The organism is Vibrio sp. Scap24 (assembly GCF_013394185.1).
Taxonomy (GTDB): Bacteria; Pseudomonadota; Gammaproteobacteria; order Enterobacterales; family Vibrionaceae; genus Vibrio; species Vibrio pomeroyi.
This window is the reverse complement of record NZ_CP041332.1, coordinates 2,509,575-2,525,899: the sequence shown is the minus strand read 5'-3', so window position 1 is coordinate 2,525,899 and position 16,325 is coordinate 2,509,575. Positions and strand designations below refer to the sequence as shown.

Here is a 16,325-nt window from a genome sequence, read left to right as displayed (position 1 = left end):
ATGGAAGTGATTCACCATGGCGGTAAACATACGGTCACAGGATCTTGTCACGAGTTAAGAGATTCAGGCCAAGCGGTGCTCATCGATTGTGGCTTGTTTCAGGGTAGAGACACACGCCCTCTTGATATCGATTTTGAAACATCCCACCTCAATGCCCTACTGCTAACCCATACTCATATTGATCATATTGGACGACTGCCTTGGTTACTCGCCACCGGCTTTAACCAACCGATTTATTGTACTCAAGCGACGGCTGAACTTGCCCCTTTAATGATTGAAGACGGCTTAAAACTACTAGGGCTCAGTCATAAACAATCCAAACTCATCCTTAAAAAGATTCATTCGTTAATCGCGCCCAAGCCTTATGGAAATTGGTTTCCTATCATCTCTAAACCGCAAAACAACGGAAAGGATCATAGTAGGCCAAATACTCTGTATGCTCGTTTTCAACCTGCTGGACATATCTTGGGTTCTGCCTATATCGAGATAAAGTTACCTAATCAAGAAGTGGTCGTATTTTCTGGGGACTTAGGGCCAAGCAACACACCCTTGCTTCCGGACCCTATGCCGCCACAACAAGCCGACTATCTGTTTATCGAATCCACTTATGGCACAAGTACACATGATGATATTGCAACACGAGCAGAGCGTCTTAAAGCAATCATTGATCGTTCACTACTCGATGGCGGTGTCATCCTAATTCCGGCGTTCAGTATCGGTCGAACACAAGAGCTGTTATTTGATATCGAACACCTGATCTTTGAGCATCAACTCAGCGCCGATATTCCTATCATCCTCGATTCTCCGATGGCAGAGAAAGTGACACGTTCCTATCGACGTTTTAAAGAACTCTGGGGACAAGAAGCAAAACAACGCCTAGAACTGAAACGTCACCCACTTGCTTTTGATCAGTGTATTGCTGTTGATGGGCATAGAATGCATAAGAAAATCGTTAATCGCCTCAAGTCGACAGGTGAACCAGCGATTGTGGTCGCGGCATCTGGAATGTGTCAGGGTGGCAGGATCATGAACTACTTATCAGCCTTACTTCCAGATAAACGAACCGATGTGATTCTGGCAGGATACCAAGCTCATGGAACCCTTGGAAGAGAGCTTCAACAAGGTGAAACGCAGGTTTCAATCGACAACAAACAAGTGAACGTGAATGCTCAAATTCATGGCATGTCTGGCTACTCGGCTCATGCCGATAAAGAGGATCTCAATCGATTTATTACTGGCATTCCTGTTAAGCCAAAAGAGCTGCATTTAATACATGGCGAACCAAATACTCAGTCTGAATTCGCTCAAGAGTTGCTAAAACAGGGATTCAAGGTCGTTTGAAACAAGTGTCTAATTAGGCACTTTTCCTACCGTAAAGATAGAAACTATCATTTTATCCCCTCAAAAAATGATAGCGTTCTAAAACTGCCTACCTATTCTGAGCAAGTGATATATTCTAACTTACCCGAAACAAAATCACTCTAACAGCCGTTCATGCTAAATGGTCGATTCGTCTATTTTATCACCACCCTTTCTTAGTTACCGATCGCGAAACTTACTTGTTTGTATTAATCACTATTTATTCACTTTGCAAAACCCGAAACAAAGCAACTAGTTGCACTTGCGTTTAAATAGAACGATTTCCTAAATAGCACTAAGCGTTAACAATTAGCCCCTGTAACATGCTTTATGTCACAGTAATCCCAATGCGCAGTTAAATAATTTAACACTCAGGTTACAAGTGAAGTATTGTGTTGTTCGAAAAACAATCACAAGTAAAACTAACAGGGAAAATACTCATGCAGTCATTCGTTGATTTTTTGAATGGAATTATCTGGAGTCCAGTGCTTATCTACCTATGTTTAGGTGCAGGTTTGTTCTACTCCGTCATGACTCGATTTGTACAAATCCGTCACTTCTTTGAAATGTGGCGCTTGTTACTTTCGGGTAAAAGCTCGTCAAAAGGCATCTCGTCTTTCCAAGCTCTCGCTGTTTCGCTATCTGGCCGTGTAGGTACAGGTAACATTGCAGGTGTTGCTGCTGCTATCGGTTTCGGTGGCCCAGGTGCAGTATTCTGGATGTGGGTTGTAGCCTTCTTTGGTGCCGCGACTGCGTATGCAGAATCAACGCTAGCGCAAATCTATAAAGAAGAAGACGAAGGCCAGTTCCGTGGTGGTCCGGCTTACTACATCGAAAAAGCGATGGGTCAGAAGTGGTACGCATGGATCTTCGCAATCGCGACTATTTTTGCTTGTGGTATTTTACTTCCAGGTGTTCAGTCAAACAGTATCGGTAACGCTGTAGAAGCTGCATTTGGTTCAGGTGATATGATCGAAACAGCTGTTGGTACATTCAGTTTTGCTAAAATTTTCACTGGTACTGTTGTCGCTATCATCCTTGCTTTCATCATCTTTGGTGGTGTTAAACGTATTGCGAACTTCACACAGATCGTTGTTCCTTTCATGGCATTGGCTTACATCATCATCGCGTTCGTTATCATTCTGCTAAACATCAGCCAAGTGCCAACTGTTTTCGCAATGATTGTTGGTGATGCATTCACACCTATGGCAGGCTTCGGTGCTGCAATTGGTTGGGGTGTTAAGCGTGGCGTTTACTCAAACGAAGCAGGTCAAGGTACTGGTCCTCACGCGGCAGCGGCTGCAAGTGTTGATCACCCTGCTCAACAAGGTTTGGTACAAGCGTTCTCTATCTACATCGATACACTTCTAGTATGTTCTGCTACAGCGTTCATGATCATCATCACTGGTGCTTACAACGTTCACGGTGGAGCTGAAGGTGTATTCCTTGTTCAGAACCTAGCAGCAAACATCGGCGCGAATGGTCCTGTATTTACACAGCTTGCTATTGAAAGTGCACTACCAGGCATTGGTAAGCCATTCATCGCATTTGCTCTGTTCTTCTTCGCATTTACAACGATTCTTGCTTACTACTACATCGCAGAAACGAATATTGCTTACCTACGTCGTACCATCAAGATCCCTGGCATGATGTTCGTACTTAAGCTTGTTCTTATCACTGCAGTTTTCTATGGCACAGTTAAAACAGCGAACCTTGCATGGGCAATGGGTGATGTTGGTGTTGGCTTGATGGCATGGTTAAACATCGTCGGTATTCTGATTATCTTCTTCATGTCTAAGCCTGCGCTTAAAGCACTGGCTGATTACGAAGAACAACAGAAACAAGGCGTAACTGAGTACACGTTCAACCCTGTGAAACTAGGCATTAAAGGTGCTACTTACTGGGAAGAGAAGTACAAGCGCAAAACGGGCAAATCGCCTGAAGCCGAAGCGGCAGACAGCAAGCCTGTTGAGCAGCCTTCAGCGTAAGACGTTCAAACAGTGATATTGCTTTAAATGATAACGATGTTTTAGATTCTGTTTTTCTTTGAAGCAAGATGCAAAAAAGGGTTAGCCATGGCTAACCCTTTTTTTATATTTCTAAGAAACGCTAAATTATGCAGCGATTTCTTGTGTTGCCATTTGAGGAGCTTTCTTCTCACCAACTGGCAGTACTGTGCGGCCGTATTCGTTGTTGATTACTTGTGCCATTGCAAAGTAAATAGCAGAAGCGCCACAGAAGATGCCTTCAAAACCAGCGATAGTGCCGATCAATGCGCTGCCTGTGAAGTTATGAGCTGCAAGTAAGAAGAACAAGATAGTTAGTGAACCGAATACTACTTGCTTCGCTACTGGGTAGCATAGAGAGCCGATAAACATGAAGCCTGTGAAGATGCCCCATAGTAGTAGGTACCAACCCATGAATGCCGCAGGGCTTGCTGGTAGGCCCATGTAAGGCATTACAATCAAACCAACCAAAGACAACCAGAATAGGCCGTAAGAAGTAAACGCAGTTGTACCGAACGTGTCACCACGTTTGAAACACATAGTGCCCACGATAACTTGGCTCAAACCACCGTAAAAAATACCCATCGCAAGGATCATTGAATCCATTGGGAAGAAACCTGCGTTGTGGATATTAAGAAGAATAGTGGTCATACCGAAACCCATTAAGCCTAATGGCGCTGGGTTAGCTAGTTTGGTCGACATTGCGAATTTACCTTATTAAAGTGGTTGATTAAAAAAAATCGATAAAATTTGTAAGAAAATTTTAATTGATAAATTGCTTTTGGGGTAATCCAGTTATCGAAAACTAAGGTTGTTGAAATGATCACATGGAAGATTAGTTTCATAACAAGCTGTATTGATTCACAGAAACTATCAATGAGCAGATTCCCTATCACGCTATAAAAAGATGCGAGATGCGAGATGCGAAAAGAGTCTTGAGATTCAAGTAAGCGGGATACGAAGAGCAGGTCTCGATTGAATCGTCACTCCAGAATCGAGGAACGAGGTATCTGGAATATCATCTTCGATAGAAGCACTTATGGCAAACAAGAGGTTCCCTATCACGTTCGTTCCTCACTGTAGGGAATGACGGAGGTTTATGTAGATGCGGGTAACGAGATGCGGGATGCGAACAGCGCGTTCAGATTGAGTAAGCGAGAAACTAAATAGCAAACACGAGTAATAATAGGACGATCTTTTCGTTACTCGTTTACTCGCATCCCGTATCTATTCATCGAATCGTCATTCCAGAATCGAGGAACGAGGTATCTGGAATCTCATCTTCGATATAAGCACGTTTGGCGCACTAAAGAGATTCCCTATCACGTTCGTTCCTCACTGTAGGGAATGACGAAGGCTTGCTTAGGTGCGAGTAAATGAGATGAAGATCAAGAGAGCGAGCTTTTCGTTACTCGTTTACTCGCATCCCGTATCTATTTCATTAAATCTCATCCCCCATTTGTCATCTTAAATTACGCTTGTTGAGCTTTAGATTCAGACACTTGAGATTGAACTTCTGAAGAAGCGTTTTTACTCGCATCACGCTTGGCTAGCAGTGTTACAACAACCAACTGAGCGACAAGCGCACCTAACACAACCAACGAACTACCAGTAAAGCCTGCAACAACAAAGCTCACTAGAGCAATAGATCCGTTCATCAATGCGTAAGGCAGTTGTGTCTTAAAGTGCTCAAACTGGTCACACCCGGCACCTGTCGAAGAGAGAATGGTGGTTTCAGAGATCGGTGAGCAGTGATCACCAAACAAGCCGCCAGATAGCACCGCACCAATCGCAACTAACAGCGGTGCATCAATTGCAATCGCGGTTGGGATAACCAACGGCATCATGATGGCAAAGGTTCCCCATGACGACCCCGTAGCGAATGAGATAATAGCCGACAGCAAGAAGGCTACCGCAGGCACTAACCAGTAAGGGAAACCGCTCTGCGCTTGTTCTGCAATATAAGCTGCCGCACCTAACTCTTTACCAATCGAGCTTAACGCCCACGCCAGTACCAAGATAATCGCGACGGGCATCATGTTCCCCATACCCTTTAGGTATACGGAAACACCATCAGAAAGCTTTCTTACACCGTAGTAAGCCATCAACGAGATCAAGGTAATCGCAGCAAAGAAGTAAGCCGAAGATAATGCTGCTCTGAATGATGAGCCTGCAACCTTTTGGAATGGGAAGCCTTGTGGAACTAACATGGCACACAATACCATTAGCATCACTAACAACGGAGCCCAAACAAAAGAGGCCTTTGCATTTTTATGCGAAAAAGGATTAAGTGATTCGCTATTCACGCCAGAATTAACTCCCGCTTGGCAATCACGCTCGGCTTTTGCCATCGGTCCGAAATCTAAGCCTTTAAATGAAACCAAAGGAACGATGAAAATCGCTAGGAATGCGTAGAACTGAAAAGGAATCGCACCGATGAATGCATCCCAGTCAGACATGTTGACATTCAAAGCCGTGAACTCTTTTTGAATCAGGCTCATGATGTAAACGCCCCATCCAATGAAAGGAATCAGGATCGCAACTGGCGATGAGGTTGAATCAATAATGAATGCTAGCTTCTGTCTTGAAAGTTTCAGTTTATCGAAAAGGGGACGAAAAACAGGGCCAACGATTAAAGGGGTGCCTAAGTCAGAGAAAAATATAACGATTCCCCCAAACCATGCTGAGATTTGAGCTTGGCATTTATTGCTTACCCATTGGGTAACACGCTTAGCAAACGCAACGCCACCGCCCGATTTCTCCATCAAGGCAACAAAGCCTCCGATGAACACCAACAGCATAATCACGCCAGCATTGTAGCTATCAGTAAGCTGAGGGACTAAGTAACCTTTAACCATGGTACCAAACGTATCAAGCGGGTTAAGTTCGCTAAACATGCCAGTCAACATCGCAACGCCACTTAGCACGCCAGCAAAAAGGCCTATCACCACATTCCTTGTCGCCAACGACAACACCAAAGTAATCACAATGGGGATGAGTGACGTGATATCTGTCTGTTCCATAGGTACACCTTAACCCTAAAAATAAAGAATAAATATAAATTAAATTTGAATATAAATTCACAACCACAATTTGTACAGGACTTTATTCTCTAACTGGATAATTAGTCTTTAAATGCGCATTAACATAGCCGAATAGGTCCATCGACCTTCCTAGACCGCCAAGTTCGAAACGAAAAAAAGCCGAAAGTAGAAACTTTCGGCATTTGACTATTAATATCGCTACAGTCGTAATATTGAACTCGTCGTTTAAACCGCTTTTTCGATATTTAGACTATCAATTACAACTGACTTCATCCCAGAACCAATTCGATTGAACAGGACTCTCCCAAACACCCGGACCATTTTTAGCCACGAAGCACTTGCCGTTATGTGTCACTTTGTCACCGTTACTTACTTGGCTAACGCCCGCTTCCCATGTGATAAACACCGATGGGTCAACAACGACAGGTGGCTCAGTTACTGGCGGCTCAACTGGTGTAGGGTTCACCGGAGCAGGATCGATTGGTGCAGGGTCAACAGGAGCTGGGTCAGTCACTACTGGTGGTGTTGGCTCCCCTGCTACTAGTTTCCAAGGGCCGCCATTGTTAGGGTCATCCCCTTGAGTCCACCATTTCGCTTCGTAAGTCGCACCGTTGTGAGTCACTTGATCGCCAGCGTTGTAAACCTTAGTCGCACTCCAGCCGTTACCGCCAGGATCGGTTCCTGGGTCTACCGGATCAAGCTTGTCGACCACTTTCACTTCAGGCCAACTCGCATGAGAGCCATAGAAGTTAGTCACACACTTCTCGTAATCGCCCGCCACTAGCGCTGAATATGCCGTTTGGAAACCAACCAACTCACATTCAAATGAGTAGCCTTCTGGGCGGTCTGCGTAGTATTTCCAGTTACCATCCCAGTTGGTGTACAGCACGTCAGTGGCGCCATTAAGGTTCAAACTTCCATAAGGCGTTTGCTGCCAACAGGTATTCGCTTCATCCGCTTCTACAGGAATTTCATAGTGCGCCGCTAGCCCTTCCCAGTAACGAATGCGGTTAACTGGCTGGCCTTTGTCTTTATTCTGTTCACCACACTCAATACCACCGTTGATCACGTTGATTGTGGTACCAAAGCCATAACCAATCCCAGCATCCAATTCACGTTGAGATGGCGTCCATGTACGGTCGATAACATGCAGCATGGCCGGTTTAGGCGCTTGTGGGGTTAAGAAGAACCAGATAGCTGAAGCTAAGTTCAACCATGAGTCAGCCACTAAGCCCGGATTATTCAATAGCACCGTCGCATCACCATCGAACATCACCTCAGAGAAGGCACCGTAGTTAAAGTGGTAAGAAAGCTGTTTAGCGCCACGACCGAAGTAGCCCTGCCCTGCGGCACATGGCCAGCGTGCATTTTGCCAATCGTTCTGACCACAACCAGTGGTGTAGCCTTCTTGACCGTCAGACCACCCCATTTCACGAACATGTACCAGCGCTTGCTGCCACTCTTCGAGAGCTAATGGGTTATCAGAGGTGTTATCTATTGCTATGTGACCGCCCGTCTCTTGAGAGAAGTGAGCAAAAGCAGTGATGATGGATTTCTTACAGATGGCATCAGAATCACGGCCGTCGGTGTACTCTCCACAGAACGCAGGGAATTTACCAATCGCACGTAAGAAACGAGTGTAAGTGTATTCTGGTGCCGCCATCTGAGTAAGGAAATCCCATTCAGATTGAGGGAATACACGCTCAACCCGTTTTACGTTTTCAGGGTTAGAAGGTGAACCGGGCTCAATCGCTTCAACGATGGTGTTCGAACGAGTTTGTAATGCTTGTGACCAGATCGCATACATAGGATCCGAGGTTTTTGCTTGTTCAGCGGCTTGTAACGCCGACTTTTCAACAAGGTAGCCATTCGGGTTTTGCGGATCAGGTTGAATGTTCAAAGACGCATGACTTTGTGCTGCTAAGGTGCAGCCCAGTACTGTCGCCAAATATTTGATTCTTAACATGATGGATTCTCTTATCTGTCCTTAATAAGTCCATCAAAGAGTATGTGGCACGTGGGAAATAGCCTAGCTGTTGAGGTGTGAATTTATAAAAAGTGCGAGTGATAGTTTTATGTATAGTTCAACGTAACAGCACGTCTCATACTTTCTTGAGCTGATATCTAGTTTCCAACTGATTCAGTTTCTAGGTATTGTTCACTTGGTTTCTAAGTGTTGCTCACAAGCCTTTAATGCAATGAATCAATGTAATAAATCGAAAAGAAAAAAGCCCCGAACTGAGTTCGAGGCTTAAGATCTTAATCAAAGCTGGTTAAATCTCTAAGAGATTATTCCCACTCGATAGTTGCTGGTGGCTTACCAGAAATATCGTAAACAACACGTGAAATGCCGTTAACTTCGTTGATAATACGGTTAGATACCTTACCTAGGAAGTCGTATGGTAGATGTGCCCAGTGAGCAGTCATGAAGTCGATAGTTTCTACAGCACGTAGAGATACAACCCAATCGTACTTACGACCATCGCCCATTACGCCAACTGAACGTACTGGTAGGAATACCGTGAATGCTTGAGATACTTTGTGGTAAAGGTCAGCAGCGTGAAGCTCTTCAATGAAGATAGCATCTGCGCGACGCAGTAGATCACAGTACTCTTTCTTGATTTCGCCAAGAACACGAACACCTAGACCAGGACCCGGGAATGGGTGGCGGTAAAGCATGTTGTATGGAAGACCAAGCTCAAGGCCGATCTTACGTACTTCATCTTTAAACAGCTCACGTAGAGGTTCAACAAGGCCCATTTCCATATCATCAGGAAGGCCACCAACGTTGTGGTGAGATTTGATTACGTGTGCTTTACCAGTCTTAGATGCCGCAGACTCGATTACGTCTGGGTAGATAGTACCCTGAGCAAGCCATTTAGCATTAGACAGTTTCTTAGACTCTTCATCGAAGATATCTACGAATACGTGACCGATGATCTTACGCTTAGCTTCTGGTTCAGCTTCGCCTTCCAGAGCTTTAAGGAAACGATCTTCTGCATCTACTTTGATGATGTTTAGGCCGAACTGGTCACCAAACATATCCATAACTTGCTCAGCTTCGTTTAGACGAAGAAGGCCGTTATCAACAAATACACATGTTAGTTTGTCGCCGATAGCACGGTGAGCAAGCATCGCAACTACAGATGAATCAACGCCACCAGAAAGACCAAGGATAACTTCGTCGTCACCTACTTGTTCTTTAATACGTGCAACTGCATCTTCAATGATTGAAGCTGAAGTCCACAGACCTTCACAACCACATACGTTAAGAACGAAGTTCTCAAGCATTTTCAGGCCGTTTTTAGTGTGTGTTACTTCTGGGTGGAATTGAACACCGAAGTACTTCTTCTCTTCGTTTGCCATTGCAGCGTATGGGCAAGTGTCTGTTTCAGCGACCTTTGTGAAATCAGCTGGGATCTCAACTACTTTGTCACCGTGGCTCATCCAAACATCTTGAGTAGACTCAAGGTCAGCGAAAAGTGCAGATTCACCAGTCACTTGTACAGCAGCGTAGCCGAACTCGCGTTCAGTAGACGTTGCTACTTTACCGCCAAGTTGCTCAGCCATAGTTTGCATGCCGTAGCAGATACCGAATACAGGAACACCTGAATCAAATACGTACTGAGGTGCACGTGGAGAGTTCTCTTCCGTTACACTTTCAGGGCCACCAGATAGGATGATACCATCTGGATTGAATTCACGAATATCCGCTTCTTCTACGTCCCAGCTCCAAAGTTCACAGTAAACACCGATCTCACGAATACGACGAGCTACTAGCTGTGTGTATTGAGAACCGAAGTCCAGAATTAGAATACGTTGGTCATGAATATTTTTAGTCATTGTAAGCAGTCTTATTGGCTATGTGATAAAACGGAGGCGAGTTTACTCACCTCTGATTAACTCTTCAAGAAATAAAGCAAACGTTTTCGTTGGTTATCTGTAAGTCGATGTTTTGCAAAAATCATACGTTCAACAAAACAGACGGTAGATAAAATAATGTGCCGACTAAATCAGCACATTATTCAAACGTTTGGACGTATTATTAACCTAAACGGTAGTTAGGTGCTTCTTTCGTGATTTGAACATCGTGTACGTGAGATTCTTTCATGCCCGCACCAGAGATACGAACAAACTCAGCTTTAGTACGCATGTCTTCAACAGTTGCAGAACCTGTTAGGCCCATGCTTGAGCGTAGACCGCCCATCTGTTGGTGAACGATCTCTTTTAGACGACCTTTGTATGCGATACGACCTTCAATACCTTCTGGAACAAGCTTGTCTGCAGCGTTGTCAGATTGGAAGTAACGGTCAGAAGAACCTTGAGACATAGCACCAAGAGAACCCATACCACGGTAAGACTTGTAAGAACGACCGTTGTAAAGGATAACTTCACCCGGTGCTTCTTCAGTACCAGCAAACATTGAACCAACCATCACACAAGATGCGCCAGCAACGATAGCTTTACAGATATCGCCAGAGAAGCGGATGCCGCCATCTGCGATTACTGGAATACCGTATTCGTTTGCAACTTCAGCTGCGTCTGCGATTGCTGTTACTTGAGGAACACCAACACCAGTAACGATACGAGTCGTACAGATTGAACCAGGGCCGATACCTACTTTAACCGCACTAACACCAGCTTCGATAAGAGCACGAGCGCCAGCGCCAGTTGCTACGTTACCACCGATGATTTGTAGATCAGGGTATGCAGCGCGAGTTTCGCGGATACGGTTAAGTACACCTTCAGAGTGACCGTGTGAAGAGTCGATAAGTAGAACGTCTACGCCAGCTTCAACTAGAGCAGCAACGCGCTCTTCGTTACCAGCACCAGCACCAACAGCTGCACCTACTCGTAGGCTGCCGCGTTCATCTTTACAAGCGTTTGGTTTACGTTCTGCTTTGTGGAAATCTTTTGCAGTGATCATTCCAGTCAGTTGGAAGTCATCATTTACAACAAGAACTTTTTCAACACGCGCTTCGTGCATTTTCTCTTGAACTTCTTCACGAGTTGCACCTTCTTTAACAGAAGCAAGGCGAGCTTTAGGCGTCATTACTACATCAACTTTCTTAGAAAGGTCAGTAACAAAGCGAACGTCACGGCCAGTAATAATACCAACCAATTCGTTTGTTTCAGTAACAACAGGGAAACCGGCAAAGCCGTGTTTTTGAGTAAGGGCTACAACATCAGCGATTGTCGCGTCAGGGCTTACAGTTACTGGGTGAGAAACCACACCAGCTTCGTAAATTTTAACCTGGCGAACCATTTCAGCTTGCTGCTCGATTGACATATTCTTATGAATAAAGCCAATACCACCTTCTTGCGCAAGGGCAATTGCTAGGCGTGCTTCCGTAACAGTATCCATCGATGCAGAGATCATTGGGATGTTTAAAGAAATGTTTTTCGTTAACTGAGTGCGAAGATCAGCTGTGTTCGGAAGAACGGTTGAGTGTGCTGGGACGAGTAAAACGTCATCAAAAGTTAAAGCTTCTTTTGCGATTCGTAGCATTTGCAATATCTCACAACAAAGGTGTTAAAAGGAGTAAACCCAACTTTATCGTTTCGCATAATAAAGTGATTTGGATTTGATATTGCAGACGGATTATACGCACGGCGAAATCGCTTGGCTACACATTTTTGTATTTTTAATTTGCATTTACCCCCTTGCTATGTATTATATTGCCGCTATCTTCCATACTCACGCCCTGTGAGATTCCAAGAAAGACCTTCCTTCAAGGAAAGATAGTGCTTCTATGACTAATCCAAACATCTTTACTGTTTCTCGCCTCAACTCAGAGGTTCGTCTCCTATTAGAAAACGAAATGGGAATAGTCTGGCTCGTTGGTGAAATCTCAAACTTCTCAGCACCTGTCTCTGGTCACTGGTACCTCACGCTTAAAGACTCTCGCGCTCAAGTTAAGTGCGCCATGTTTCGTGGCAATAACCGCCGAGTCACCTTTAAGCCTCAGAACGGCAATCAAGTGTTAGTCAAAGCTCGCCTATCTCTTTATGAGCCACGTGGTGACTATCAGCTAATTATCGAAAGCATGCAGCCAGAGGGTGACGGTAAGCTTCAACAAGAGTTTGAAAAGCTGAAGATGAACCTTGCCGCAGAAGGGCTGTTTGCTCAATCAAGTAAGCAAGATCTTCCTGAACACCCGAAACGCGTTGGCGTTATCACCTCTAAAACCGGTGCAGCGCTGTTTGACATCCTAGATGTCTTGAAGAGGCGTGATCCTTCGCTGCCAGTGGTGGTTTACCCAACCATGGTTCAAGGCGAAGAGGCTGCTATTCAGATAGCTCAAGCGATTGGACGTGCCAATGAGCGCAATGAATGTGATGTGTTGATCGTGGGTCGTGGCGGCGGTTCGTTAGAAGACCTATGGTGCTTCAATAACGAGATCGTAGCTCGCACAATCGCAGCAAGCCAAATACCGATTATCAGCGCCGTTGGCCACGAAGTTGATGTCACTATCGCTGATTTCGTCGCAGATATGCGCGCTCCAACACCATCAGCAGCCGCTGAATTGGTTAGCCGAGATAACAGTCATAAAGAACAAGCTTTCGCGTCTAAACGTGCTCGCTTAGTCAGTGCGATTCGTCATGTGTTAATCAAACAAGCGCAATCCACCCAAACGTTGAAGTACCGCTTAGAAAAGCAACACCCGAGCTACCAACTGCAAAAGCAAAGTCAGCAGCTTGATGACCTAGATATGCGTTTGCGTCGTGGTATGACTCAATACCTAAAGCAGCATGCACAGCGTGTTGAACGTAAACAGCATCAGCTTCAATTGAACTCGCCAGTGAAACGTCTTGGCGAACAGAAACTGCATCTGCAACGTTCAGAGCAAAAGCTATTAGATGCGATGGATAAAACGTTACTAACGACTCGCCACCAGCTCGCTATGGCTGCAGAGAAGTTAGAAACAGTAAGCCCACTGGCAACGCTAAAGCGCGGCTACAGCATTACTCATTCAGCATCGAGCAAGACTGTATCATCAATTAACGATGTCGAAGTCGGTGAAGTGATCACCACTCAAGTTGAAGACGGTGTGATTGAGTCGCAAGTGACCACAAGAGTTACTAAGAGCGAGCTTTAAGTTCGACTCTAACGTTTGAAACCAGAAAGCCCTATCGATAATCGACAGGGCTTAATTATATGGTCCGCCTCACTCTCAAGCCCTTAAGCTTAGAGTAGGCTCTCAGAATGAGGTGAACCATATGTCTTCTATTCATATTTTAGGTATCGACCTAGGTAAACATTGCTTCCATGCTATCGCACATAACCGTTGTGGTGTGGAGGTGCTTCGTCGTAAATTTAATCGTAACCAACTCTTAATCTTTCTTAGTAAAATAGAACCAACAACTATTGCTTTCGAAGCCTGTGGCGGTGCTCATTGGCTTGCTCGAAAATGTAGTGAGTTTGGGCATCAACCCCGACTTATTCCCCCTCAGTATGTTAAGCCTTATGTCAAAGGCAATAAAAACGATTTCATCGATGCTTCAGCGATCGCAGAGGCTGCGGGTCGACCGACCATGAGGTTTGTAGCTGTAAAAAGTGAAGAGGCTCAAGTCATCGCAGCGATTCATCGAGTCAGAGATAGTTATATCAAGGAGAGAACTGCCACTATGTCGCGGATCGGAGCGATCTTACTTGAGTTCGGCCTTAGCTTTCCCAAAGGGCATGCAAAGATGAAGTCTTTGTTTCAATGGTTAGCAGAACAAACCGTCTCATTACCAAAAAGCTTGCTATGTGAATTGATATCTATCCACGAGCATTACAAGTACCTTAATGAACAAATCAAAACTCAAGATAACAAGCTTCAAACTATTGTTAATAACAACGAAAGTGCTCAATTATTAAAAACTATCCCTGGAATTGGTGATCTTACCTCCACATTGTGTATTGCCGATGTAAGCTCTCCGAGTAACTTTACCAATGGCCGTGAGATGGCGGCTTGGTTGGGGCTTGTGCCAAGGCAATTCTCAACGGGAGGAAAGACCAAGCTACTTGGTATGAGTAAACGAGGGAATAAACACCTCAGAACTCTGTTTGTCCATGGGGCAAGGGCTGTACTCTCTAGACTAGAGACGACAGGGAAAGTGTTTGGAGAGTGACTTGTGAATCTACGAGCCACCAAACCATTTAATGTAGTGGTAGTCGCATTAGCCAACAAGCTAGTGAGGATAGCTTGGGCGGTGTTATACCACCGCCAAGCTTTTAAGGCTGTTTAGCTATAACCAAGTTTGCAACGTCAATGAACGTGATGACAAAAACGGTCAATCGGCCAGATTAAGAACCTGACACAAAAAATAGCAATCAATGCTTTGGGCTTTTTAAGGATAATCTGGCGCGGATATCATCGTGGAGCTGGGAAGCTAGTGCTCCCAACAAGGACTCCGAATACATTAGCGCAAACCAACTCCGTTATTACTTAATTGTAGTTGCAATAACGGGGCGGACCATACATTTTAGTATCTAACGGCTTGAGAAAAACTAACGAATTTAAGCCCTACTCAGTCGTAGAAGGCTCCTTCATGGTGAGCATCCCTTCGGTCACAATAAAGTTGATGATGAAGTCTAACCCTTTGCTCTCTTTGAGGTTGGTGAACACGTAAGGCTTGGTTGGACGCATGCGTTGTGTGTCTTGCTCCATCACCTCAAGTGACGCGCCAACATACGGTGCCAAATCGATCTTATTGATAACCAGAAGATCAGATCGTGTAATACCCGGGCCACCTTTACGTGGGATCTTCTCCCCTTCCGCTACATCAATCACGTAGATAGTCAGGTCGGCTAATTCAGGGCTGAAAGTCGCACTCAGGTTGTCGCCACCACTCTCTACAAACACCACATCAAGGTTCTTATGTAGCTTAGCTAGCTCTTCGACTGCTGCGAGGTTCATCGAAGCATCTTCACGAATCGCCGTATGCGGACAACCACCCGTTTCTACACCGATAATACGATCAGGTTCTAAAGCTTCAGCTCGTGTAAGTATCTTGGCATCTTCTTGGGTATAGATGTCGTTGGTTACTACGGCAATATTGAGCTTGTCGCGAATCGCCTTACATAGCACTTCCAACAACGCTGTTTTACCAGACCCAACCGGGCCACCAATACCAATTCGAAGGGGTTGCTTATAACTTTCCATTGTCTACTTCCTTATATTCTTTTCTTGCTACCTCGTTAGCGCTGACCGCTACGAACGAAATAGTCGTGTGTATTGTGTTTCGTGCAGTGAACTCGCTAATGCCATCGAAGGCGAAAAGCTACCTATCATCCAATCCTCTATCGTGCGTGCTTTCTCAATCACCTCAGGAAAGGTGTTGGTGATATTAATCAGCGCCAACTGCCCATCGGTTTGGCCTAAAGGCACCAGTTTGACGCCTGCAGTAACGATATTTTCAAGCCAGCTCCATAAGTAACCTTGCTTGAGGCTTTCTAAACCAATATCCCAATGTTGAGCAGCGATACACATGCCCAACAGTTGGTTTGGGTGACTATCAACAGAATCCACCAGCGAAATATCGATCTCTAAGCGCTTTAACAAGGTATTCAATGCATGTCCGCGCTGCTTTTCTTCTGCTCGTAATTCACTGGTTTCACGGCTTGAGTACAAGTAGTTACACCAGTGCTCAATCTCATCGAGTTCACCTTTTTCTAGAGCATGGTAAAGACGCTCTAAGATAGGTAATTCCAAGGTCGCGACACTGGAACTAACGATGGTATTAAGCCACTGTTCCATGCTATCGCGGTTGGTCACCCATCCAGCCTCAACCGCCAGCTCTAGCCCTTGCGAATAAGTGAAACCACCAATCGGCAACGACGGACTGATCAATTGGAACAGACGATAAATCGCGACATTTTCTGTTGTACTCATACTCTGCTCTCTGTCTTCTAGAATCGAAAAATTCG

General features: G+C 45.0%; 10 protein-coding genes and 1 pseudogene. 4 read left to right on the top strand and 7 right to left on the bottom strand.

Translation table 11 applies throughout. From position 1 onward, the window contains the following. Positions 1-1,341: an MBL fold metallo-hydrolase gene (locus FLM53_RS11180; protein WP_176681908.1), complete on the top strand. Its 1,341-nt coding sequence runs from the start codon at positions 1-3 to the stop codon at positions 1,339-1,341. A 458-nt stretch (positions 1,342-1,799) separates the two neighbouring features. Beyond that, a complete protein-coding gene (locus tag FLM53_RS11175; protein WP_176681909.1) occupies positions 1,800-3,347 on the top strand; it encodes a sodium:alanine symporter family protein in 1,548 nt (515 codons plus the stop codon). 126 nt (positions 3,348-3,473) lie between these two features. On the opposite strand, the gene FLM53_RS11170 is transcribed toward FLM53_RS11175, so the two are convergent. The 5 genes from FLM53_RS11170 to guaB all read right to left on the bottom strand — a co-directional run bounded on the left by FLM53_RS11170 (position 3,474) and on the right by guaB (position 11,918). Continuing rightward, positions 3,474-4,067, bottom strand: coding sequence for an acetate uptake transporter (locus FLM53_RS11170; RefSeq protein ID WP_176681910.1), 594 nt, complete (start codon positions 4,065-4,067; stop codon positions 3,474-3,476). 770 nt (positions 4,068-4,837) lie between these two features. Continuing rightward, positions 4,838-6,388: a Na+/H+ antiporter NhaC family protein gene (locus tag FLM53_RS11165; protein ID WP_176681911.1), complete on the bottom strand. Its 1,551-nt coding sequence runs from the start codon at positions 6,386-6,388 to the stop codon at positions 4,838-4,840. Between the two features lie 274 nt (positions 6,389-6,662). Next, entirely contained in the window at positions 6,663-8,375 is a 1,713-nt protein-coding gene (locus tag FLM53_RS11160; RefSeq protein WP_176681912.1) for a chitinase, read from the bottom strand. Positions 8,376-8,698: 323 nt separating this feature from the next. Then, positions 8,699-10,252 carry a glutamine-hydrolyzing GMP synthase gene (guaA, locus tag FLM53_RS11155; protein WP_176681913.1) on the bottom strand — a complete coding sequence of 518 codons (1,554 nt, stop codon included), beginning with the start codon at positions 10,250-10,252 and terminating at the stop codon, positions 8,699-8,701. Positions 10,253-10,454: 202 nt separating this feature from the next. Beyond that, positions 10,455-11,918, bottom strand: coding sequence for an IMP dehydrogenase (gene guaB, locus FLM53_RS11150; RefSeq protein WP_017062496.1), 1,464 nt, complete (start codon positions 11,916-11,918; stop codon positions 10,455-10,457). A gap of 244 nt (positions 11,919-12,162) precedes the next feature. Between guaB and xseA the strand changes: the two genes are divergently transcribed. Both xseA and FLM53_RS11140 read left to right on the top strand, forming a co-directional pair. Next, on the top strand, positions 12,163-13,509 hold the full coding sequence (gene xseA, locus FLM53_RS11145; protein ID WP_176681914.1) for an exodeoxyribonuclease VII large subunit: 1,347 nt from the start codon (positions 12,163-12,165) through the stop codon (positions 13,507-13,509). A 121-nt stretch (positions 13,510-13,630) separates the two neighbouring features. Then, positions 13,631-14,644 (top strand): annotated as a pseudogene (locus tag FLM53_RS11140) (IS110 family transposase). Between the two features lie 278 nt (positions 14,645-14,922). On the opposite strand, the gene ureG reads toward FLM53_RS11140, so the two are convergent. Further along, on the bottom strand, positions 14,923-15,561 hold the full coding sequence (gene ureG, locus FLM53_RS11135) for an urease accessory protein UreG (protein WP_176681915.1): 639 nt from the start codon (positions 15,559-15,561) through the stop codon (positions 14,923-14,925). Between the two features lie 48 nt (positions 15,562-15,609). After that, complete coding sequence (locus FLM53_RS11130; protein WP_176681916.1) at positions 15,610-16,290, bottom strand: urease accessory protein UreF; 681 nt, start codon at positions 16,288-16,290, stop codon at positions 15,610-15,612. Positions 16,291-16,325: the final 35 nt, after the last annotated feature.